General features: G+C 48.1%; 20 protein-coding genes. 8 read left to right on the top strand and 12 right to left on the bottom strand.

Annotation, left to right across the window (positions count from 1 at the left end):
- Positions 1-7 precede the first annotated feature (7 nt).
- Positions 8-499 carry a methylated-DNA--[protein]-cysteine S-methyltransferase gene (locus C8R30_RS02260; RefSeq protein WP_090667142.1) on the top strand — a complete coding sequence of 164 codons (492 nt, stop codon included), beginning with the start codon at positions 8-10 and terminating at the stop codon, positions 497-499.
- A gap of 94 nt (positions 500-593) precedes the next feature.
- On the opposite strand, the gene aroC is transcribed toward C8R30_RS02260, so the two are convergent.
- A complete protein-coding gene (gene aroC / locus C8R30_RS02255; protein ID WP_107789439.1) occupies positions 594-1766 on the bottom strand; it encodes a chorismate synthase in 1173 nt (390 codons plus the stop codon).
- A gap of 170 nt (positions 1767-1936) precedes the next feature.
- On the opposite strand from aroC, the gene hemF reads away from it, so the two are divergent.
- On the top strand, positions 1937-2839 hold the full coding sequence (gene hemF / locus C8R30_RS02250) for an oxygen-dependent coproporphyrinogen oxidase (RefSeq protein WP_107789438.1): 903 nt from the start codon (positions 1937-1939) through the stop codon (positions 2837-2839).
- A gap of 143 nt (positions 2840-2982) precedes the next feature.
- On the opposite strand, the gene rsmA is transcribed toward hemF, so the two are convergent.
- The 4 genes from rsmA to C8R30_RS02230 all read right to left on the bottom strand — a co-directional run bounded on the left by rsmA (position 2983) and on the right by C8R30_RS02230 (position 8539).
- Entirely contained in the window at positions 2983-3759 is a 777-nt protein-coding gene (gene rsmA, locus C8R30_RS02245) for a 16S rRNA (adenine(1518)-N(6)/adenine(1519)-N(6))-dimethyltransferase RsmA (RefSeq protein WP_181258691.1), read from the bottom strand.
- Positions 3760-3821: 62 nt separating this feature from the next.
- Positions 3822-4808 carry a 4-hydroxythreonine-4-phosphate dehydrogenase PdxA gene (gene pdxA, locus C8R30_RS02240; protein WP_107789437.1) on the bottom strand — a complete coding sequence of 329 codons (987 nt, stop codon included), beginning with the start codon at positions 4806-4808 and terminating at the stop codon, positions 3822-3824.
- Positions 4809-4821: 13 nt separating this feature from the next.
- Positions 4822-6153: a peptidylprolyl isomerase gene (locus C8R30_RS02235; RefSeq protein ID WP_107789436.1), complete on the bottom strand. Its 1332-nt coding sequence runs from the start codon at positions 6151-6153 to the stop codon at positions 4822-4824.
- A gap of 106 nt (positions 6154-6259) precedes the next feature.
- The gene (locus C8R30_RS02230) at positions 6260-8539 is read right to left on the bottom strand and encodes an LPS-assembly protein LptD (protein ID WP_107789435.1); all 2280 of its coding nucleotides are present in this window, start codon (positions 8537-8539) and stop codon (positions 6260-6262) included.
- 381 nt (positions 8540-8920) lie between these two features.
- On the opposite strand from C8R30_RS02230, the gene C8R30_RS02225 reads away from it, so the two are divergent.
- A complete protein-coding gene (locus C8R30_RS02225) occupies positions 8921-10876 on the top strand; it encodes a DNA repair helicase YoaA (protein WP_107789434.1) in 1956 nt (651 codons plus the stop codon).
- Between the two features lie 336 nt (positions 10877-11212).
- Here C8R30_RS02225 and C8R30_RS02220 read toward each other — a convergent pair whose 3' ends face one another.
- From C8R30_RS02220 to zapE, 4 genes are all read right to left on the bottom strand, one after another.
- Positions 11213-11548 carry a helix-turn-helix domain-containing protein gene (locus C8R30_RS02220; protein WP_107789433.1) on the bottom strand — a complete coding sequence of 112 codons (336 nt, stop codon included), beginning with the start codon at positions 11546-11548 and terminating at the stop codon, positions 11213-11215.
- Positions 11523-11804, bottom strand: a complete 282-nt coding sequence (locus C8R30_RS02215) for a BrnT family toxin (protein WP_107789432.1) — start codon at positions 11802-11804, stop codon at positions 11523-11525. The genes C8R30_RS02220 and C8R30_RS02215 overlap by 26 nt, the downstream gene beginning before the upstream one ends.
- 178 nt (positions 11805-11982) lie before the next feature.
- Positions 11983-12156, bottom strand: a complete 174-nt coding sequence (locus C8R30_RS16350) for a hypothetical protein (protein WP_181258684.1) — start codon at positions 12154-12156, stop codon at positions 11983-11985.
- A 204-nt stretch (positions 12157-12360) separates the two neighbouring features.
- A complete protein-coding gene (zapE, locus tag C8R30_RS16345; RefSeq protein WP_258191916.1) occupies positions 12361-12630 on the bottom strand; it encodes an AFG1/ZapE family ATPase in 270 nt (89 codons plus the stop codon).
- A gap of 27 nt (positions 12631-12657) precedes the next feature.
- Here zapE and C8R30_RS02205 point away from each other — a divergent pair, with 27 nt between their 5' ends.
- Together C8R30_RS02205 and C8R30_RS02200 are read left to right on the top strand one after the other, a co-directional pair.
- Positions 12658-12882 (top strand): type II toxin-antitoxin system HicB family antitoxin, encoded by a 225-nt coding sequence (locus tag C8R30_RS02205; RefSeq protein ID WP_090667165.1) that lies wholly within the window; start codon positions 12658-12660, stop codon positions 12880-12882.
- Complete coding sequence (locus tag C8R30_RS02200; protein WP_107789431.1) at positions 12875-13096, top strand: type II toxin-antitoxin system HicA family toxin; 222 nt, start codon at positions 12875-12877, stop codon at positions 13094-13096. Before C8R30_RS02205 ends, C8R30_RS02200 begins: the two co-directional genes overlap by 8 nt.
- Positions 13097-13813: 717 nt before the next feature.
- Here C8R30_RS02200 and recG read toward each other — a convergent pair.
- Both recG and C8R30_RS02190 read right to left on the bottom strand, forming a co-directional pair.
- The gene (recG, locus tag C8R30_RS02195) at positions 13814-15880 is read right to left on the bottom strand and encodes an ATP-dependent DNA helicase RecG (RefSeq protein ID WP_258191915.1); all 2067 of its coding nucleotides are present in this window, start codon (positions 15878-15880) and stop codon (positions 13814-13816) included.
- 53 nt (positions 15881-15933) lie between these two features.
- Positions 15934-16329 (bottom strand): RidA family protein, encoded by a 396-nt coding sequence (locus C8R30_RS02190; RefSeq protein WP_090667171.1) that lies wholly within the window; start codon positions 16327-16329, stop codon positions 15934-15936.
- Positions 16330-16445: 116 nt separating this feature from the next.
- Here C8R30_RS02190 and murA point away from each other — a divergent pair, with 116 nt between their 5' ends.
- Positions 16446-17702, top strand: coding sequence for a UDP-N-acetylglucosamine 1-carboxyvinyltransferase (gene murA, locus C8R30_RS02185; protein WP_090667174.1), 1257 nt, complete (start codon positions 16446-16448; stop codon positions 17700-17702).
- A 55-nt stretch (positions 17703-17757) separates the two neighbouring features.
- On the opposite strand, the gene C8R30_RS02180 is transcribed toward murA, so the two are convergent.
- Positions 17758-18426, bottom strand: coding sequence for a hypothetical protein (locus tag C8R30_RS02180; RefSeq protein WP_090667179.1), 669 nt, complete (start codon positions 18424-18426; stop codon positions 17758-17760).
- Positions 18427-18858: 432 nt separating this feature from the next.
- On the opposite strand from C8R30_RS02180, the gene argH reads away from it, so the two are divergent.
- Positions 18859-20256 carry an argininosuccinate lyase gene (argH, locus tag C8R30_RS02175; protein ID WP_090667181.1) on the top strand — a complete coding sequence of 466 codons (1398 nt, stop codon included), beginning with the start codon at positions 18859-18861 and terminating at the stop codon, positions 20254-20256.
- A 5-nt stretch (positions 20257-20261) separates the two neighbouring features.
- Positions 20262-21167: a fructosamine kinase family protein gene (locus C8R30_RS02170; protein ID WP_090667184.1), complete on the top strand. Its 906-nt coding sequence runs from the start codon at positions 20262-20264 to the stop codon at positions 21165-21167.
- Positions 21168-21351 lie beyond the last annotated feature (184 nt).

The following is a 21351-nucleotide window of genomic DNA, read 5'->3' as shown; positions in this document are numbered from 1 at the left end:
CTAAACGATGAACTACTACACGATTATGGAGAGCCCTATCGATCCACTGTTACTGACGAGTGATGGTGAACATCTTACGGGCTTGTATATGGATGTGCACAATTACCTGCCACACATGAAAGAAACCTGGGTGCATGATCCATCGCGCTTTACTGAAACCATCAGTCAGTTAAAAGCTTATTTTGCAAAAGAGCTGTATCAGTTCGATCTTCCGCTCAAAGCAACGGGAACGGCGTTCCAGGAAAAAGTTTGGCAATTACTTACGACGATTTCCTATGGCGAAACTGTCAGTTATAAAAGTATCGCTGAACGCATTCAATCACCCAAGGCAGTACGGGCTGTAGGGTTGGCAAATGGCAAGAATCCTATTTCCATCATTATTCCCTGCCACCGCGTGATCGGTGCCAACGGCAAATTGGTTGGCTATGGCGGTGGTCTTCCCCGCAAACAATGGTTGCTGGCGCATGAAACAAAACAAAGTGAGCTGCCAGGGCTCTGAGCGTCACTGCCTATCCGATAAAAGCAACCAGTGCTTTTAGTCCCGGTAGAAGACAGGCAACATCATAGGAGCTGTCCGAAGCATGGCTACTCAGTTACACTTCATAAGGCTCGGGATCGTCTGCCATTGGCGGTTTCGGTTTAGAGGAGGTAGCCGCCATCGGGTCATTGATCACTGTGCCCGGAATTTTCGGCGTATTACACACCACATCAGCATTCTGAGCACGGTGCCGCAATGCATGATCCATCAGCACCAATGCCAGCATCGCTTCAACTATCGGTGTGGCACGAATGCCAACACAGGGATCATGTCTGCCATGTGTCTCGACGATAACGGGATTCCCCGTCTTGTCGATAGATCGTCTTTCCAGCCGGATGCTCGATGTCGGCTTGATCGCTACATTGACGGTAATGGGTTGACCAGTAGAAATGCCACCTAAGATACCCCCTGCATTATTACTCAGAAAACCCTCGGGCATCATTTCATCGGAATGCTCCGTACCCTTCTGACTAACACTTGCAAAGCCTGCCCCGATTTCCACACCTTTAACCGCATTGATGCTCATCATGGCATAGGCTATTTCAGCATCCAGCCGGTCATAAACAGGTTCTCCCCATCCGACGGGTACCCCCTCGGCGACTACGCTGATTTTCGCCCCCACCGAATCTCCCGACTTGCGCAAGCGATCCATAAAACTTTCCAGTTCCGGAACAAGGCTGTTATCCGGCGCGAAGAAAGGGTTTTGATTGATATCTTCCCATTGCTTGAAAGGTATCAGGATAGACCCTAACTGCGCCATATAGCCGCGGATGACAATACCGTAGACTTCATGCAACCATTTTTTGGCAATGGCTGCCGCTGCCACACGCACCGCCGTTTCTCTGGCAGACGCACGCCCGCCGCCGCGATAATCACGAATTCCGTATTTCTGCCAGTAAGTGTAATCGGCATGACCTGGACGAAATACATTCATGATTTTGCTATAGTCCTTACTGCGCTGATCTTCGTTGCGAATCAACAAGGCAATGGGTGTCCCTGTTGTTTTTCCTTCGAACACACCTGAAAGAATTTCCACCCGATCCGCTTCACGCCGCTGCGTAACGTGGCGCGATGTTCCTGGTTTACGCCGATCTAGCTCATGCTGAATATCATCATCGGTTAACGTCATACCTGGCGGACAACCATCCACCACACAGCCAATCGCAGGCCCGTGGGACTCACCAAACGAAGTGACACAAAAAAGCTTTCCAAGTGTATTGCCTGACATCGTATTTTTCTCGTTATCTCAGTGGCCCAAGTCTATCATAGCAGGCAACGATTTTCTCATGGCCTTCCTCGAGATCGCTGATTTTCTTCCCTCACTGTGAGCCTATCGGTAGAATGCTATACAGCCTAAAAAATATTGTTTCGATTGATAAATAAAGCCTAGGGGAAAGCATGAATACCGAATATGTCAAAACATTTCTGACAAATTTACAAAAAAGAATCGTAGCTGGCCTGGAACAAATCGATGGCAAGCCTTTTGTGCATGATGCCTGGGATCGCCCTGAGGGAGGCGGTGGCTTGAGCTGCGTAATTGAAGAAGGCAATGTACTAGAACGAGGCGGCGTTAACTTCTCCTATGTGCATGGCAAAGGCTTGCCTGCCTCGGCAACCGCTGCACGTCCCGAATTGGCCGGACGTTCCTTCGAAGCGACCGGTGTATCGCTGGTCTTGCATCCTCGTAATCCCTACGCGCCTACGGTTCACATGAATGTCCGCTTTTTTGAGGCCAAGAAAGAAGGCACAGAACCTGTCTGGTGGTTTGGCGGCGGCATGGATATGACACCCTATTATGGCTTCACAGAAGATGCCATCCATTTTCACCAAACCTGTAAAACGGCGCTCCAGCCTTTTGGCGATGAGTACTACCCTCGCTTCAAAAAATGGTGTGACGATTATTTTTATTTAAAACACCGTAAAGAGCCGCGTGGAATTGGCGGTATTTTTTTTGACGACCTCAACCAACCTGATTTCACCACCTGCTTCAGCTTGATGCAAAGCGTGGGTAATCATTTTTTGACAGCCTACCTTCCTATCCTGCAAAGACGCCTCAACACCCCCTATGGTGAGCGTGAACGCGATTTCCAGGCATATCGCCGCGGGCGTTATGTCGAATTCAACCTGGTCTGGGACCGCGGTACCCTGTTTGGTTTACAAACGGGCGGGCGAACGGAATCCATCCTGATGTCACTCCCCCCTATCGTCAAATGGCGGTACAACTGGACTCCGCAAGCGGGTAGTGCGGAAGCCGCGCTTTACACTGAATTCTTAACAGGAAAAGATTGGGTAGATAGCTAGGAAACTGCCACATGACCTGTATAAATGGGTTACCTATTGTCATCTGTCCGACTCCCCAAAACCGGTCGCAAGGCCGATTTTTTGTCTCTTACGAGGTACCCATATCAATTGGCTGATGATGCGCGATACAAGCCAAGCTTACATCAGCTGTTGTTTTCCTTTAAATAATTGGTGATTGCTGCGAATTGCGCAACAGACAAATTTTCTGCCCGCAATCCCGCATCCAATGCCAACGCACTGAAGTCATCACTATCCAGGAAACCTCGCAATGTGTTACGCAATGTTTTACGCCGCTGCGAGAAAGCAGCGGTCACCACTTTGGAAAATAGCGGTGTTTGCTCGATAGGTACGACGGAATGTTCCAACGGAAGCATGCGGACGATCGCAGACTGCACTTTGGGTATTGGCCGGAAACAATCTGCTGGAACGAGCAGTATTTGCTCCATCTCAAAACGATTCTGCAGCATGACGGACAAGCGGCCATATTCGGGTGTGGAAGGCATGGCGACCATGCGCTCTACCACTTCCTTCTGTAACATGAAATGCATATCGAGAATATGCATACAAAATTGCCCGAGATGAAACAACAACGGAGTAGAAATATTGTAAGGCAGGTTGCCGACAATCCTTACACGATTCCCCCACTGCGAAAAATCAAACTTTAATGCGTCGGCTGAGTGAATAGTGAGCTGCTCTTCCGTGAACTCCCGGTGTAAATGCGCCACGATATCACGATCGACTTCCACAACATGAAGATGACCCAGCACTTGTTGCAATGGACGTGTCAATGCAGCCAATCCAGGGCCGATTTCAACGAGCAGATCACCGCTCGTTGGCCGGATTGCCTGGATGATAGCCGCGATGATCTGCTGATCGATCAAAAAATTCTGACCAAAACGCTTGCGTGGAATAGGTTTCACGATCTCATCGATACAAATACTTAAGCCCGCAGTGATCGCTGCAGCAAAATGTAGACTCGTTATCAAGCATGTTTCTTCTGGGCAAGCGTTATCGCCATTTCTATCGCCATGCGCAAACTCCCTGCATCGGCATTTCCGGTACCCGCCAAATCAAGTGCAGTGCCATGATCGACCGAGGTACGGATAATGGGCAGCCCTAATGTCACGTTGACACCCGAGCCAAAGCTTGCATATTTGAGCACTGGCAACCCTTGATCATGATACATCGCAAAAACACAATCGTAATGCTGCAAGCGTGCTGGATTAAACAACGTATCAGCCGGTAAAGGACCGACGAGGTTCATACCCTCGTTCCGAAGCTGATCGAGTACTGGAATAATGATGTCAATCTCTTCACGACCCAAATGACCGAATTCACCCGCATGCGGATTGAGTCCTGCAACAGCAATACAAGGCTTGTCGATTAAAAAACGGCCGCGCAAATCGTGATGAATGATCCGCAATTTTTGTTCCAGTTGTTCGAATGTGATCGCATCGGCTACAGACCGCAATGGCAAATGTGTCGTAGCGAGTGCCACTCGCATATTGCCGCCCACCAACATCATGACTACGTCACTACCGGTCATTTCTGCCAAGAATTCAGTATGGCCGGTAAAAGGAATACCTGCCTCGACGATAATGCCCTTGTGTACAGGCGCGGTCACCAGTGCGTCGAATATTCCACTGCTACAGCCCACTGTTGCGTACCGCAATGTCTTGAGCACATAAGCCGCATTGGCCGTATCCAGTTTTCCAGGCAATACTGGCACCTCGGCCGAAATAGAGCAAATTTGCAAGCTACCCGCATTATGCTCGCGGACGCAATCAGGGGTATAGTCGATGATTTTCAAAGGTTGTTGCAGCATCGCAGCCCGTTCCTTTATCAGGTTACGGTCGGCTATGACCACTAACTGGCATGGCAAGGCTTCCTGCGCTATCTGAACACATAAATCAGGACCAATGCCGGCAGGTTCGCCGGCCGTCAGCGCGAGCTTAAGAAGCGGTTTCAACTCAAATCAACCATTAAATATCTTCGGCCCGATATTCGACGTAAACCTGATCGCGCAGCTGTTGCAACCATTCTTGCATGACCATATCGGCTTTTCTGGCATGGATCGCCTTGTGGGCATGCTGACGTTGTTGCTGCTCGCTCACATCTTGTGTTCGGCGTTGAACGACTTGAATCAAATGCCAACCAAATTGTGTTCTGACCGGCGGGCTAATTTGTCCAGGAAGTAGCGCATCCATCGCCTGCTCGAATTCACGCACGGTATCCCCTGGAGAAAGCCAACCCAAATCCCCGCCAGATGAAGCGCTTGCATCTTCGGAATAGGCTTTGGCCGTTTCAGCAAAATTCGCGCCACTATCGATGCGATCTTTGATTTGCATAATCATGCGATGAGCATCGTCCTCCGATGTCAATTCATTGATCTTGATAAGAATATGGCGTGCATTCGTTTGATTGATAATGACAACGGGCGTTTCTTGCGGGCGCCTGCCCATTAACTTGAGAATATGAAAGCCGACAGGGCTTTGAATGACAGGCGTCACTTCGCCCGGTTGCATATTGATCAACATCTCGGCAAAAGCCGGCCCCATCTGCATGATAGGACGCCAGCCAAGATCACCGCCCTGCAGCGCATTCGGAGCGTCGGAAAACTCAGCGGATACTTGAGCGAACTCAACCCCTTCTTGCAATTTTGCTAATGCCTCCTCGGCACGTAATCGTTTCGCCTCCACTTGGGCAGCGTCCATTTGTTCAAAAATCTGAACCAGGATATGCGCCACATGGTAGTCATCGTTTCCAATCGCTGACGTTTCCTGTGTTCGAAGAAAATTATCTATCTCCCCTTCCGTCACATTGACACGGCTGCTGATCTCACGCTCTTTTAGTCGCACCATGAGCATTTCATCGCGGATCTCATCACGAAAGCGGCTGAGACCGATACCCTCCTGTTCAAGCGCAGCATAGAAATCGCCCATGGAGAGATTATTTTCCTTAGCAATATTCCTCAGGGTCTGATCAAGCTCGGTATCGCTCACGGAAATACCTATTTCTTTGGCGCGCTGCAATTGGATTCTCGTCATAATAAGGCGCTCCAGCAACTGCTTTTCTAGCACGTCATAGGGAGGCAATTGGGTACCTTGTTTTTGTAATTGCTTGACGGTATTTTCAATCAAATCGTTGAGTTCGTTGCGTGTGATAACTTCCTCATTGACGACGGCGACAATGTGGTCGATCGGCACCACTTGATTGAGTACAGTCACTTCCTGCGCGGGTTCAGTCTCTTCCTGCAAGGGGATAGTCTCTTCCTGCGCCATGACATATCCCCCCGTCAAAACGAAGAACAGCATGAACACGCATTGCACAAATCTTCTCAAATTATCGTTGCAGAACCGTATCTTCCTACCTACGCTTATCACCGTTGTTATTTATCCCTTAACAAGTTGTTCAACCTAATCACTGTTCACTGGTTCGGGTGTAGCCGGGAATCCCCTGCTGCAATGCCCGTATCGGATTGTTTCCGATACGCATCAAACCATTCAATTCGAGTTGGACAAAAAATGCCGTTGAAGTTCTTTCCGTTGCCGTAATAAATCGGTTAAGCACCATGCGCAATGACCAGCAACACGAGTTGTATTCTATTCCTACCAGCCCAGCTAGCAGCTTATCATCCTTCAACGAGTAATTCACACTGGCCATGGCCTGCCAATTCTTGAGTATGGGCCACTGCGTGGATGCATCGACTTGCTCTAGCCCCACCCCTGGCGGTAGAAAAAACGGGTTGGTCTGAACCAGGCCAGGTATGCCTCGTGTGAAACGATAACCCAGATTGAGTACTTTCCCAGGCTCTGGGTGATAGCTAATACCGGCACGGATTTTTTCTGTCCGTAACTCGTTCTGATCGAGCTGTATGCTCGTATCCGTCGTAATTACAGGGGTAATCCGCCCCGTTATCGCCGCAATAAAGTCAGATTTATCGCTGGTCGTTTGTTGTTGCTGTGAACCCAGCACAACGCGACGATCTGAAAAACGTATCCTTTGTCCAGCGGCTATCCGTAATCGTTCATTCCCTGTAGAGGATTCGATCAGACGGGAAGTCAAGGCGAATGTGATTTCATTGGCGTCATTGATTCGATCATGACCGCTGAACCGGTTCTCGGTAAAAATCTGAGCAAAGCTGAAGTCCATTTCTGCAGAATCGAAGTTGGGGAACAGGCGGTCATCCTGATTCCGGTAAGGGACATAAAGATAATAAATCCGCGGTTCTAAAGTCTGCACGAAACTTTCATCTCTAAACGTGGTATCGCGCTCGAACACCACGCCACTATCAAGGCTGAATATCGGTACAGTACGATTAGGGCTTGATTCTCCCATCTCACTGACTGGATCACTCAAATTATAGCGGGTATGGTGCAAGCCAACTTTGGGTTTGATAAAACCAAAAGAGGTTTGCAGAGGCACGCTGACACTGGGAAAAAGTACCAGACGCAACCCATCGACCAGATTTACACGTTGCCCATCAGGGGTGCGTTGTCCTCCATGATAAAAATGAGTCCAGACGCCAGTAAAATCGAAATCAAACCCATAGATGTTCCGTTGCGAGGCTGTCACGGAGAATTGCGGTAGCCGTTTATAAGGTGGCGTGATCAGTGCGCGTGGATCTTGGATCGTCTGGAAACTTTGAACCAGTGCGGTGAAGTTGATCGCCCCGTTAGGCCCCAGATGGCTGTTGTAAGAGGTCGCTATCTGTTGCAGCAAGTTGGTTCTCGAGGTTAGTCCAACGTTATTGGCAAGATCGCGGAAAAAATCACGGTCGGAAACCAGATTATAGTCGAGGTTGCCCGTCCAACCCTTTCCCAGATATTGAGCGTGATTTAGGAACAGACCGTAACGTGTTTTATCCGTAATCAGATCATCCGGCAAGATATCGAACAGCACCTGCCCTCCCATCGTTTCCCCCATGTAGCGGAACTCGTTGTTGAACATGATGCCTCGCTTACTCATGGCGCGAGGAGAGATCGTTGCATCATAGTTGGGTGCGATATTCCAGTAAAACGGCAGCGATATTTCTACCCCACTGCGCGCTGTATTCCCCATGATCGGCGCGAGTAGCCCAGTTTTCCGCTTACCGCTATAGGAAAAATCCATCCATGGCGCATACAGAATGGGTACATTCTTGAATAATACACTGACATTGCGGGCGGTACCGATTTCTTCCTTTTGATCGATTTGCAAATCATCCGCCCGGATGAACCAATCATCGTTGCCAACAGGACAGGTTGTATATTCTCCCTTTTTTAACCGGTAATAGTCTTCACCCTCGGATACGAACAGGCTACCGGTTCCCCGCCCCCCGCCTTCTTTCAGAAAATAGCTCGGTTGACCAAGCTCCCCCTTTTTGTTTTCCAGATTTATCTTGAGATCAGTACCCTCCAGCACGTCTTTCTTGCGCTCTAAATGTACTTTCCCTTCAACCACCACATCTTCGGTAGCAGGGTAATATTTAATTTGGTCGGCAGTAATTACCTCATCACCCCGCAGCAATTTAGCATTCCCTATTGCGTCAACTTCCCGCTGGGGATAGCCTTCTATTTTGTCAGCCTCGATATGGATAGGAAGGGGCTTTTTTTCTGGAATGGGTTTTTCTGAATTAACTGGCTGGTCGGTCGCATTTGCAACCACAGCTAAACTGGTCAATAAAAAAAATACAAAAATCTGGAAAAAGTAATTATTCATTACAGATGGAATATATCCTGAGGGTATCTCTAAAAATCCATATTTCGTCACAATACAGCGTTATTCACAAAAAATGTTTCCTTACATATCAATCATATGCTGCGTCAACATTTTTTGTTCTGGCCTCATCTTGTTCAAAACGCTGAATTTTTAGACATTCCCCTGAGTTTTCTCAGGCAAGATTTGCTGCATGACAAGGCAACAATAAAAAAGTGAAACAAAAATGATCATTTCTTGGTTTAAACATTCAGCCAATCACTCCAGGCAAATCCAATAAAGGTTTCCTGAATTCAGATAAAACAGGCAAAATTGAACCCAGCCTACTCTGTCAATTCATCACTCTTTTGGTAAAAGCGCTATTTTAGCCGACAATAATTTTTCATGTCCGATCTCGCTCACATTTTTTCTGTAAATGGCCTCCTGGCATCGACTATTCCGGGCTACCGCGTTCGTCCCCAGCAATTATCAATGGCAGAATCGATTGCAGAGACGATAGCGCATCATGGCGTGCTGGTGGCGGAAGCCGGTACCGGTACAGGGAAAACTTTTGCTTATCTAGTGCCTGCACTATTGATGGGAGGTAAAGTCATCCTTTCTACCGGCACAAAAACGTTACAAGACCAATTGTTCAATCGTGATATCCCTACTGTCCGTAAAGCACTGAAGATTCCGGTTACGGTTGCGTTATTAAAAGGCCGTGCTAATTATGTCTGCCATTATCACCTGGAAAGAACATTACAGAGCGATCGATTCAACTTCGCATCCCGCGAGGAGATCGGCTATCTCGGGTTGATCGAGCGCTATGCCAACACCAGCCAACACGGCGATAAAAGCGGTCTCAACAAAGTGCCCGAGCATGCCGCCATATGGCAGTATGTCACCTCCACTCGCGACAATTGCCTCGGCTCCGAATGCCCGCATTATAAACAATGCTTTGTCATGGAAGCACGCAAGCGCGCACTTTCTGCCGATGTCGTGGTCGTCAATCACCATCTGTTCTTTGCTGATGTGATGCTGCGCGATGAGGGACTATCGGAACTATTGCCTGCATGCAATACGGTGATCTTCGATGAGGCTCATCAACTGCCTGAGGTCGCCAGTCTTTTTTTCGGCGAATCGGTCAGCACCAGTCAGTTACTGGAACTTGCGCGTGACGCGCAGACCGAGGCCATCGCTAGCGCCAGAGATTTCGTCCCTCTCCCCGATGCAATTTCTGCTATGGAAAAAACAGCTCGTGATTTACGGCTAGCCATTCCCGGAGAAAACTCACGCTTAGCTGCAACAAAAGTGATGCAAAATGTGGAGTTTAAAAATACGCTGGATAGCTTACTGGACAAACTGTCGCAACTCGCCAGCTTACTTGAAAATCAAGCGGCACGTTCGCAAGGCCTAGAAAATTGCTGGCGCCGCGCTTGCGACCTACACGCTGTCATCAAGCGCTGGAGTGAGCAAATCGAAGATGAAGGCTATGTTCGTTGGGTTGAAACATTTAGCCAGGCTTTGCAGCTCAATGCCACCCCCCTCTCTATCGCCGAAGTTTTCAATAAACAATTAAATGCCTCACCACGTGCCTGGATCTTTACTTCGGCAACCTTGGCGGTCAGAAACGATTTCACCCATTATAACCAAGCGATGGGACTCGCGACAGCCCAGTCCCTCAGTTGGAGTAGCCCCTTCGATTATTCACAACAAGCGTTGTTTTATGTCCCTACAGACTTACCCAACCCCAATGACCGCAGCTACACCGACAGCGTAGTCAAAGCGGCATTGCCGGTTATAAAAGCTAGCCGAGGCCGAGCCTTCTTTTTATGCACCAGCTTACGCGCCATGCAACAGGTTTATGAGCAACTCCAAACGCTGTTTGAGCAAGCGCAACTGGATTTTCCTCTGCTATTGCAAGGACAAGGCTCACGCACCACCATGCTGGAACGCTTCCGCAATTTGGGTAACGCCATTCTGATCGGCAGCCAGTCCTTCTGGGAAGGCGTGGATGTACGGGGAGAAGCACTTTCACTGGTCATCATTGATAAACTACCGTTTGCCTCACCCGATGATCCGGTATTGTCGGCACGCATTGATAAACTCAACAAGGAAGGCCGTAATGCCTTCATGGAATATCAATTGCCACGCGCTATCATCAATTTAAAACAAGGCGCAGGCCGCCTTATTCGGGATGAAAAAGATCGGGGGGTATTGATGATCTGTGATCCACGCCTGATTACTCAACCCTATGGCAAACGCATTTGGCAAAGCTTACCGCCTATGAAACGCACGCGGAATTTAGCTGAGGTAGAACGTTTTTTTGCTGAAAGCGATCAAGTAGATAAATCTCAGTAAACAAGCAATTTATGCTGTGAAGCATGTTTGATGCAGAAGCAACAATGCTTAATACAGGTCTCTATTTGTTGCTTATTCATTGCTTATTTATTGCTTTGATAGAAGTTATCGTGATCTAGCGCAGTAGTGGGCAAACACATAGGACCCCCTTTCCTGAGATTGTTCCTGACGATTTGCAGATTTAGGATGCCGATAAACGAAACACATTGCACCAGTATTTTTTTTAATACTACTCTTGCTCATAGGATTGTGGCCAACCGAGCAACACAGAGAACAGCATCATCTATTAACATTATCATACCTGTCACTATCTCGAAACCCATTTATTTCTTTGTTTCAATCAAGTGCAGCGAGCGCTGCTTCGGGAGCTTTATCCAGTATCTTGAGCAAGGCTTTGGCGGCCCCGGTCGGGCAGCGCTTGCCCTGTTCCCAGTTGCGAATAGTGTTGAGCGAAACACCGATGCGTTCGGAAAACTCAAGCTGGCTCAATCCCAGGCGCTTGCGCACGCGGCGTGTGAATTTGGCTGCATCTTGCATGGCTTCTATTTCATCGGCAACCTGCTGGACGGCAATGTCCTGTTCGGTGGTGGCATCCACCCGCGCAGGGTCAATGCGTCCCAGTTTGATCGTGGTAGGAATAGCAGGGTCAATCTTCACGCTTATGGTCTTCATAGTGGCGGATCTCTCGTTGGTTGGCTTTGCGAGCGGAAATGATGCGCATCGCATTGCTTCTGGGTATGTAGACTAGGACGAACAGGCGCCGTTCAATCATGCCCATCAGCTGATAGCGCTCTTCATTGTAGCTATAGCGATCATCCAGCTGAATCACACGATCTGGATCGAAAAAAGCGCGTGCAGCATAAGCAAAGTCGAATCCACGCTCGCGAAAGCAGGCTTCGCTTTTGGCTTCATCCCATTCGAAATTCATCTGCTAAGTGTAGTTCATTGGCCTATATATAGCAAGCCTGGAGGGTGCTTATGAAATCAACTTCCAAATTGCGCAAAATAACAACGGGGTCAGGTACAGAATCAAGAATTTCTATTCTAGTAGAAATTTGTGGCATCACAACCATAATGACCTCATGGTAAGTTCTGGCGATGGCGAGTTAGTCTACCAAACCAAGTAAATTCGCCCATAATCGCTTGGAGGAGAAAACTTCTCCGCCACGCGCCGCTTTCGGCACAAACAGGGAACGGCCTTGCACTAACAACCTTTCGCTGGAAACCTTCGCCCGGTCTTCCACCCGGCGATCGGTTAGCCGAGAAAAAGTGGCCGACAATTTAGCGGTCGTTTCTTTGTTAAACGGGAAATAATATGTGTCTGCTCGTTTTAGTCAGTTGTACCGATAATCGATTGGGCCCTCGAGGGGAATACCTTGAAGTTTTTCCTTGATGCTTGATGAAGGGCAGAAAACACTGCCCATTCAGGCCATGCCTGTAAAGATCATCAAGTGGGTAGTTGGGTGTTGCCACTGCAATACACCCTAAACAAACAGTTCCTTGAACAATCGCGTGAGTACCAAGGTATCGGCGATATCCGTGATCTGCAACTCGTCAAAGCAGAGTAGAGCCGCTTCACTTGCTAGCGCTCGGGCAATCATCGGGAACGAATCGGTAGCGCGAGTACAACTCTGTCGCTGCACCCGTTTCTGTACAGTATTTTTTAATTCTATGCCGCTATGACGATTAAAGTTAAAAGCGAGCGAACGGCTATAGTAAAATCGAAATATCTGTTCCTTATTTTCCCCTTTCATTGATTATTTCAACAAACAGGTACCAGGATGATGCGAAGACAGCTTACAGCCATAATTGAACGTGAAGGGTCTGGATATGTGTCGTTCTGCCCAGAACTGGATATAGCCAGTCAAGGAGAAACAATCACTGATGCCCGTGATAACCTTAAAGAAGCGTTGGAGCTTTTTTTTGAAACGGCATCCCAAGAAGAGATTCAGGCGCGATTACACGAGGAAGTCTATATAACCCAAGTAGAGATTGCCATTGGGTAAGCTACGCATCCTTTCTGGAAAGCAAGCCTGCGCTATTCTTGCACGTCACGGTTTTCTGGAGGCACATCGGCGAGGCAGCCACATCATCATGCAGAAAAAATTATCGGAGACAACGATCACTGTGCCAGTTCCAAACCACAATGAACGCCGTCTTGGTACGCTTCAATCGATCATCCGTCAGTCCGGCGTCCCCAGGAGCGAATTCGAGTCATAGTCAAGCAACAGAAGGGCGGGCGCACTTCATGGGCTATCGATCGCGCAATTTTCGGGATTGGATCTAAATCGTGGTTGTGAATGCCAACATGAATCAGGAGCAAGCAGGTGCGAGATAGAAAATCTATTGGACTAAAAAGGATTAAACACCCTAACTACCCGGCTTTTTTTGATGCTTTAAAAATTTCCTAAACCTTGCCTAGAAAATCTCATCATCTATATAAGATAATGAATTACTTCATAGCAGGTCTTTCTAGCGTAATGCTATAGGACACTAGCCAGTTATGAAGAGATTTTTATATATTAGCCACCCCTTGACATATCCATTCTTAGCATTGATGCTAAGGGGTGGCTACTCAGAAAAATTGGTATTTTCTAATTACGGCTAATTAGTAAGCGCCGCCAATTCCTGAATAAAATACCACTATACCTACAACGATAAGGCCAATGGTGGTTGCAGCAACGAGTTTGAATAGCTTGCCATCATCCCATCTATTTTCATCCATATCTTTATCTCCTTTTGAAAGTTTATTTCTTTGTCTAGTCCTTAGAAACCCATAAACTTGGTAGGGTTGAGAAAGATTCTACGCATATTTCCCCAGAATGGCAACACATAAAGTGAACAAAAAAATTATCTTGTTGTCGCCGAAAAACGGGTAGGTTATCAGCTTCTATTTCTATCTATTTGAGAGTTTATTCGAGGTATTTTATGCATGAATCATACCCGCAGATAATCTTTCCTGTCTCCCAACCAGCGCTGGAGGTGGCATTGAGCATTCTCAGGGAAATGGTTCAACATATAATCCGCAGTCTCACGAGCCGCCTCCAGCAAATCCATATCACACTGCAGATCCGCAAATCTCAACAGCGGAACGCCACTTTGGCGAGTTCCCAGGAATTCCCCTGGACCACGTAGGTTAAGATCCTGCCGTGCAATTTCAAATCCATCATTATGCTCGAAAATGATACGCAGCCGTTCGCGTGCAATCTGAGATAACGGCTTTTGGTAAAGTAACACGCACACCCCCTCATCATTCCCTCGGCCAATGCGGCCGCGCAGTTGATGGAGTTGCGATAGCCCCATGCGTTCAGCGTGTTCGATGACCATAAGCGAGGCATTAGGCACATCCACACCCACCTCGATCACAGTGGTCGCCACCAGTAATTGAATTTCTCCTAGACTGAATGCGGTCATCACAGCCGATTTGTCTTTGACCTTGAGCTGCCCGTGCACGAGGCCAATTTTGAGATCAGGAAATATTCGGCCTAGCTGTTCATAAGTCTCCACAGCAGTTTTGAGTTGTAACACTTCAGACTCCTCGATCAGCGGGCAAACCCAGTACGCCTGCTTCCCTGCATGACACGCCTCCCTGACACGCGTAATCACCTCGTCACGCCGACTTTCATCGATCAGCTTGGTCATGGCAGGCAATCTTCCGGGAGGCAATTGATCGATGACAGACACATCCAAATCAGCGTAATAGCTCATTGAAAGTGTGCGTGGAATGGGGGTCGCACTCATCATCAATTGATGGGGAATCCAATTTGTATCCGTCCCCTTGTAGCGCAACGCCAGTCGCTGATGCACGCCAAATCGGTGCTGCTCATCGACAATCACCAACCCCAAACGATGAAATTGAACTTGTTCCTGAAACAAAGCATGCGTACCGACAGCCAACATGGCATAGCCTCCGGCGATCTCTGTCAATTCGCGCTCACGTTCTTTTTTTCTTTGGCTCCCGGATAACCACGCCACTTTGACGCCAAGTGGCACCAGCCAGGTCAGAAATTTTTGATAATGTTGTTCAGCTAAAATTTCTGTGGGCGCCATGATGGCGACCTGGTAACCATTTTCAATAGCCTGCAAAGCTGCAAGCGCCGCCACGATCGTTTTACCGCTGCCGACATCACCTTGCAATAAACGCTGCATGGGGTGCGCCGTCGAGAGATCCCGGCTTATCTCAACCAGCACCTTTTCCTGTGCGCTCGTCAAAGCAAAAGACAGTGCGTTTCGTAGCATCTTAGTCAAATAGCCTTTTTGATACAAAGCGGGCGCCTGATAGTTACGCCGCTGGCGATAGTGCATGCGCAGAGAGAGTTGCTGGGCGAGCAATTCATCGAATTTTATTCGCTGCCATGCAGGATGAGTGCGCGATTCCAATTGCGCCAAAGCTGTTTCAGAAGGTGGGTGGTGCAGGAAGTTGATACTCTCTTTGAATCCAGGCAAACGATATTTGGCAAGCACCGCTTCTGGCAGTATCTCTGCCAAGTAATCGGCACCCCGATCGCTTTGCAGCACTTGTTGAATCAGTTTCGTGAGATTTCTTTGCGTAATACCCGAAGTGGTTGGATAAACAGGCGTCAGGGCATCGGCGAGCGATGCACCCTCATGAACAATCCGGCACCTTGGATGAATCATTTCCATACCAAAAAAGCTCGAGCGCACTTCGCCAAACACCCTTAATCGGGTCCCTATCGTATAGCTTTTCACTTGATTGGGATAAAAATGAAGAAAACGAAGCGAAAGCACACCTGTTGCGTCCTCGATCCGACAAATCAATTGTCGTCGTGGCCGCGTGATGATCTCACAATGAATAATCACCCCTTCGACTAAAACCGCTTTACTTTCCGGGGCGCCCCGGATGGAATAAAGCTTGGTTTCATCTTCGTATCGAAGGGGTAAATGCAAAATGAGATCTAATTCACTGCGTATACCCAGCTTGGCAAGCTTTTGCCGAAATGGCTGATCGATGCAAGACAATGGATTGCGCAGAGAGGTATTCAAATGAACTGTTTGAATGATTTTTTATTATTCTTCCACCCTGAAGGCGCGTCCGGTCACGCTTTATCGGGTAAAACCAATACCGCCTCCATCTCAACCAGCGCACCGCGGGGAAGTGCAGCCACACCAATTGCTGCGCGCGCGGGATAAGGCTGGCTGAAATATCTAGCCATGATGTCGTTAACTTTGGAAAAATTTGTCAGATCAATTAAGTAAACATTGAGCTTGACGATATCATCCAGACTGCCACCACTCGCAATCGCTACAGCCTTCATGTTCTGTATAACCCGTTCGGTCTGCGCCTCAAAACCCTCTACCATCTGCATCGTCACTGGGTCCAACCCAATTTGCCCCGAAAGGTAGACCGTCTCCCCCCCTTTGATGCGAACTGCTTGCGAATATGTCCCGATAGCTTGCGGCGCATCGGATGTCTGGATAATTTGTTTATTCATTCCGTCTCCTTAAAATATTAAGATAATATAACTTCAGTAAATGATCTTCACCCAAGCACTCGATCTTTTCAATGCTTGAATGTTAATTACCGATTATTCGAAAATAAAACCCCCTCATGCAAAAACTTGTCATTCATGGCGGCAAGCCGCTTTGCGGCGAAATCAGTATCTCGGGCGCAAAAAATGCTGCGCTGCCCGTCCTCTGCACTTCTTTATTAACAAACGATGCGCTCAAGCTCAGGAATATTCCCGATCTCAAGGATGTTTCAACCATGCTGGATTTACTGAAGCAAATGGGGGTAACCATCTTAGCAAATAGTCGGTCGGAAACGGAACTCTCTGCCCTCCATCTCACCAACCCCACCGCACCTTACGAAATGGTCAAGACGATGCGCGCCGCCATCCTGGTACTTGGCCCATTGCTTGCTCATAAAGGGGAAGCGACCATTTCTCTGCCGGGCGGATGCGCCATAGGATTGCGCCCAGTCGATCAACATATTAAAGGATTACAAGCCATGGGCGCGGAAATTGCCATCGAGCATGGCTATATCCACGCCAAAGCCAAAAAATTGACCGGCACGCGCATTGTCATGGACATCGTCACGGTAACCGGAACCGAAAATCTCATGATGGCCGCTACTTTGGCTTCAGGCGTAACCGTATTGGAAAATGCAGCACGTGAACCGGAAGTTGTCGATCTAGCGCAATGCCTGATCAAGATGGGGGCAAAAATCGAAGGCGCAGGAACGGATGTCATTACCATCCAGGGTGTCAAAACTTTGCATGGTTGCTCGCACGATATCATGCCCGATCGTATTGAAACCGGCACCTTTTTGACTGCGGTGACCGCAAGCGGCGGCGAAATTCATCTTAAAGGGACGCGGGTCGACACCCTGGATGCGATCATCGATAAACTGCTGGAAGCAGGCGCGATCATCAATTCAGGAGAAAATTGGATTCATCTCAGCATGAATACGCCACCAAAATCGGTTAACTTGCGAACAGCGCCTTATCCTGCCTTCCCAACAGACATGCAGGCTCAATTCATGGCACTCAATTGCGTAGCTGAAGGTACCGCCATCATCACCGAAACCATATTCGAAAACCGCTTCATGCATGTTCAAGAACTGAAACGCATGAACGCCCAAATTACGGTGGAAGGCAACACTGCAATCGTGCATGGCATCCCGCAACTCGATGGTGCAGGCGTAATGGCAACCGACCTACGCGCTTCCGCAAGCTTAGTCATCGCCGGATTGACAGCACAGGGCGAAACGATGATCGACCGAATATATCATCTTGACCGAGGATATGAGCGAATCGAAGAGAAACTAGCGCAATTGGGTGCAGAAATAATGCGCATCAACGCATAACAATAAAAAACCCCAGTAACACCACTGGGGTTGGAGATGATTGAAGCAAGAATTATCAGCTACCAGAAAGCGCCGCTTGTTTATAACTCACCACAACGGTAGCCAAACGGCTGTTTAGCCCCATTACGGGAACAACCAGCAACTTCTTACCGTTCACATCCGACATGATCGTTACTTTACGTTGGTCGAGTACACTTGCCGGATAGAGATCAGTTCCTTCCGCTTCTTCCAATCTTTTATCTGTCGATACCAGTAATTTACCCTCATCGCTGATCAGAACGACGCGTTCGGTATCTCTCATTTTGACTAACTCGTTCAAATACTGGCTAACTTGATCCAGGTTATTACGAATCAATTCCCCACGAACGGCCCAAGACAATACCAATCCAAAACGCTCTTCCTCTTTGTTATACTGACTGTCGGCATACTCACGCGCTTTTCTTATGATAATCGAGCGTTCGGTTTCTAGGTTCTGCGTCATTTCAGTGCGCTCTTTCTCTAGACGCGATTCAGCTTGACTGACTGCAATATGTTTCCAGGCAAATACCAATAAAATGATCCCCAAAAAAACCAGAAGAGACCATGAAGGTAATTGCATGTGCTGGAGTTTGGCGATAGATTCGAATTTACTACTCAAAACATTGAGCAACGAAGCGGGTTTTGCCCACTCCACTTTACTTTTTTCGCTTTGATCACCTTCGTTTTGCTTGTACTGATCTGTCATGAATAGCTCCTTGTTGATGTGACAGGAATGAAAGCCTCTAATTATCCACTATTCCGGATTGAAGGAAAAGAAAAGTTCATAATATTTTGTATCCGCTGGAAAAACAATGTTATAACTTTGTTTTTGAATTAATAATTAGCTCAGCAAGCCGTCATTCTCATGGCCTTGCCATAAGCATAGGTATGACTTTGCAAGCATTGATAAATGGCGCAATACGCAATACATACCTATTCAATAATACCAATGCCATCGCCATACAGATACTTTCCCAACAGCCTGTTAAACTATACTCATCGTACCTCAATATTTGGCATCGATACTTACTCCCGTTGAAGAAGGCGTAAAGAGGGATGATAAAACCTAATTTTGAGGTGAGATGCGTTTATATCAAAAATACTTGCTAAACACACGCAAAGGAAGAAAACGATCATCGTGGAAAACAATTCAAAAACCTGGTCAGGCCGATTCAATGAGCCTGTTTCACAATTGGTACAGCGCTATACCGCTTCCGTCAGTTTCGATAACAGACTCGCTGAATATGATATTCAAGGATCGCTTGCCCACGCCCGTATGCTTGCATCCACCGGAATCATCAGCCAGGCTGATTTCAGCGCGATTGAGCAAGGTCTCGGCCAAATACGCGAGGAAATTCGCAACAACAATTTTGATTGGCAAATCGAGCTGGAAGATGTCCATCTCAATATCGAAAAACGCCTCACTGCGCTCATTGGCGATGCCGGAAAAAGATTGCATACCGCCCGCTCGCGCAATGATCAAGTAGCAACCGATATACGGCTCTATCTACGCGCTTCGATCGACGAAATCATTAGTTTGATCAAATCGATGCAGCAGGTCCTGCTCGATATCGCCGAACGGCACAGTGAAACGGTCATGCCCGGTTTTACGCATCTGCAAGTCGCTCAACCGGTGTCATTTGGTCACCATCTGCTGGCTTATCACGAAATGTTACAACGGGATACCGAAAGATTGTTCGATTGCCGCAAACGCGTCAATCGATTACCCTTGGGGGCGGCAGCTCTCGCGGGGACCAGCTACCCCATCGATCGTGACATGGTGGCACAACTACTCGGTTTTGACGGTATCTGCCGCAACTCGCTCGATGCCGTATCGGATCGTGATTTTGCAATAGAGTTTTGTGCCTGCGCAGCCCTGATCATGACGCATTTATCCCGCTTTTCCGAAGAATTGATTATATGGATGAGCCCAGCGTTCAGTTTCATTCAACTTGCAGACCGTTTCTGCACAGGCTCATCCATCATGCCGCAAAAGAAAAATCCGGATGTTCCCGAACTGGTTCGAGGAAAAACCGGGCGCGTCAATGGCCATCTGGTCGCTTTGCTGACCCTCATGAAATCTCAGCCTCTGGCCTATAACAAGGATAATCAGGAAGATAAAGAGCCCCTATTCGATGCCGTCGATACGTTGACCGACACCCTGCGCGTCTATACCGAGATGCTGGCAGGGATCACCGTCAATCAAGATACCCTGCGTCAGGCAGCCATGAAAGGCTATGCTACCGCTACCGACCTGGCGGATTATTTGGTCAAAAAGGGCATCCCTTTTCGCGATGCGCATGAAATCGTCGCACAGACCGTACGATTTGCAGAAACCAAACACCGTGATTTGAGTGAACTTACCCTGGAAGAACTAAAAAAATTTTCACCCGTCATCGAGGAAGATATTTATTCAGTGCTCTCACTGGAAGGATCGATGAAAAGCCGCAATCATCCAGGCGGCACCGCCCCAGAGCAAGTGCGTAAAGCAATTTCACACGCCAGACAAGCGTTGCTTGATTCATCGACGACCTGATAACGATGCCATCTCCCCTTTTCACGCAACCACCCTGGCCCGCTATCCAAGCGCAAATTGCCTCTTCCTTAAAAACGCATTTTTCTCTGGAGAAGATCACGTCCACGGGCGGTGGTTGTATCAACGCAACCTACCATATACAGGGAAACGGCCAGCACTATTTCGTCAAGCTCAACAAAGCGCACTATCTGCCCATGTTTGAGGCAGAAGCAGCCGGTCTGATAGAAATAAAAAACACCGGCACATTGCGCGCTCCTGAGCCGCAGTGCTGGGGGCAGGCTGATGGCAGTGCCTGGTTGGTAATGGAGTATCTGGATCTGACAGGTCCTGGCAAATCATGCGGAGAAGCGTTAGGGTTGGGTCTTGCCAATATGCATCGCACTTTCTCCTCTCATTATGGATGGACTCGAGATAATACGATAGGCACCACCTTGCAAAAAAACGATGTTTCATCCGACTGGATCGATTTCTGGCGCCAGCAGCGTTTGGGTTATCAACTCCAGCTTGCTAGCGCAAACGGCCACACCGGCAAACTGCAAAAGCGGGGTGAACAACTCCTGCTCAGGCTGGAGGGATTCTTCACGAATGCGCCAATCCGCGCGTCGCTCTTACACGGTGACCTATGGGGTGGAAATTATGCGTTTGATTCGTCCGGACAACCTGTCATATTCGATCCTGCCGTTTACTATGGGGATCGCGAGGCGGATCTTGCCATGACCGAACTTTTCGGGGGATTCCCGTCATCCTTCTACGCCAGCTATCAGAATGCCTATCCGCTCGATACAGGCTATCGAACGCGCAAAACTCTCTACAATCTCTATCATATTCTCAACCATCTGAATTTGTTTGGAGGTAGATACCTGCATCAAGCAGAACAGATGCTGGATCGTCTGCTGGCTGAAGTAAAATAAAGCGATTGCTTCGAATTGCCGTTATCCAGCAAGCTGCCGGAAAAACAGATTGGGTTGCTGCCAGTGTTCAAAATAGGTTCACGGAGCGCCAAATTACCAAAGCGTTCACCATTTAATCTATTTTTCACTCTACGTTGAACACAATTTGATAGCCTGCTTAGGTATCGGATTGTAAAGGTATGAC

Origin of the sequence: Nitrosomonas nitrosa, from assembly GCF_003051105.1 — a bacterium.
Taxonomy (GTDB): domain Bacteria; phylum Pseudomonadota; class Gammaproteobacteria; order Burkholderiales; family Nitrosomonadaceae; genus Nitrosomonas; species Nitrosomonas nitrosa.
Note: the sequence above shows the minus strand (reverse complement) of the source record. Positions and strands in the feature narration are given on the sequence as shown.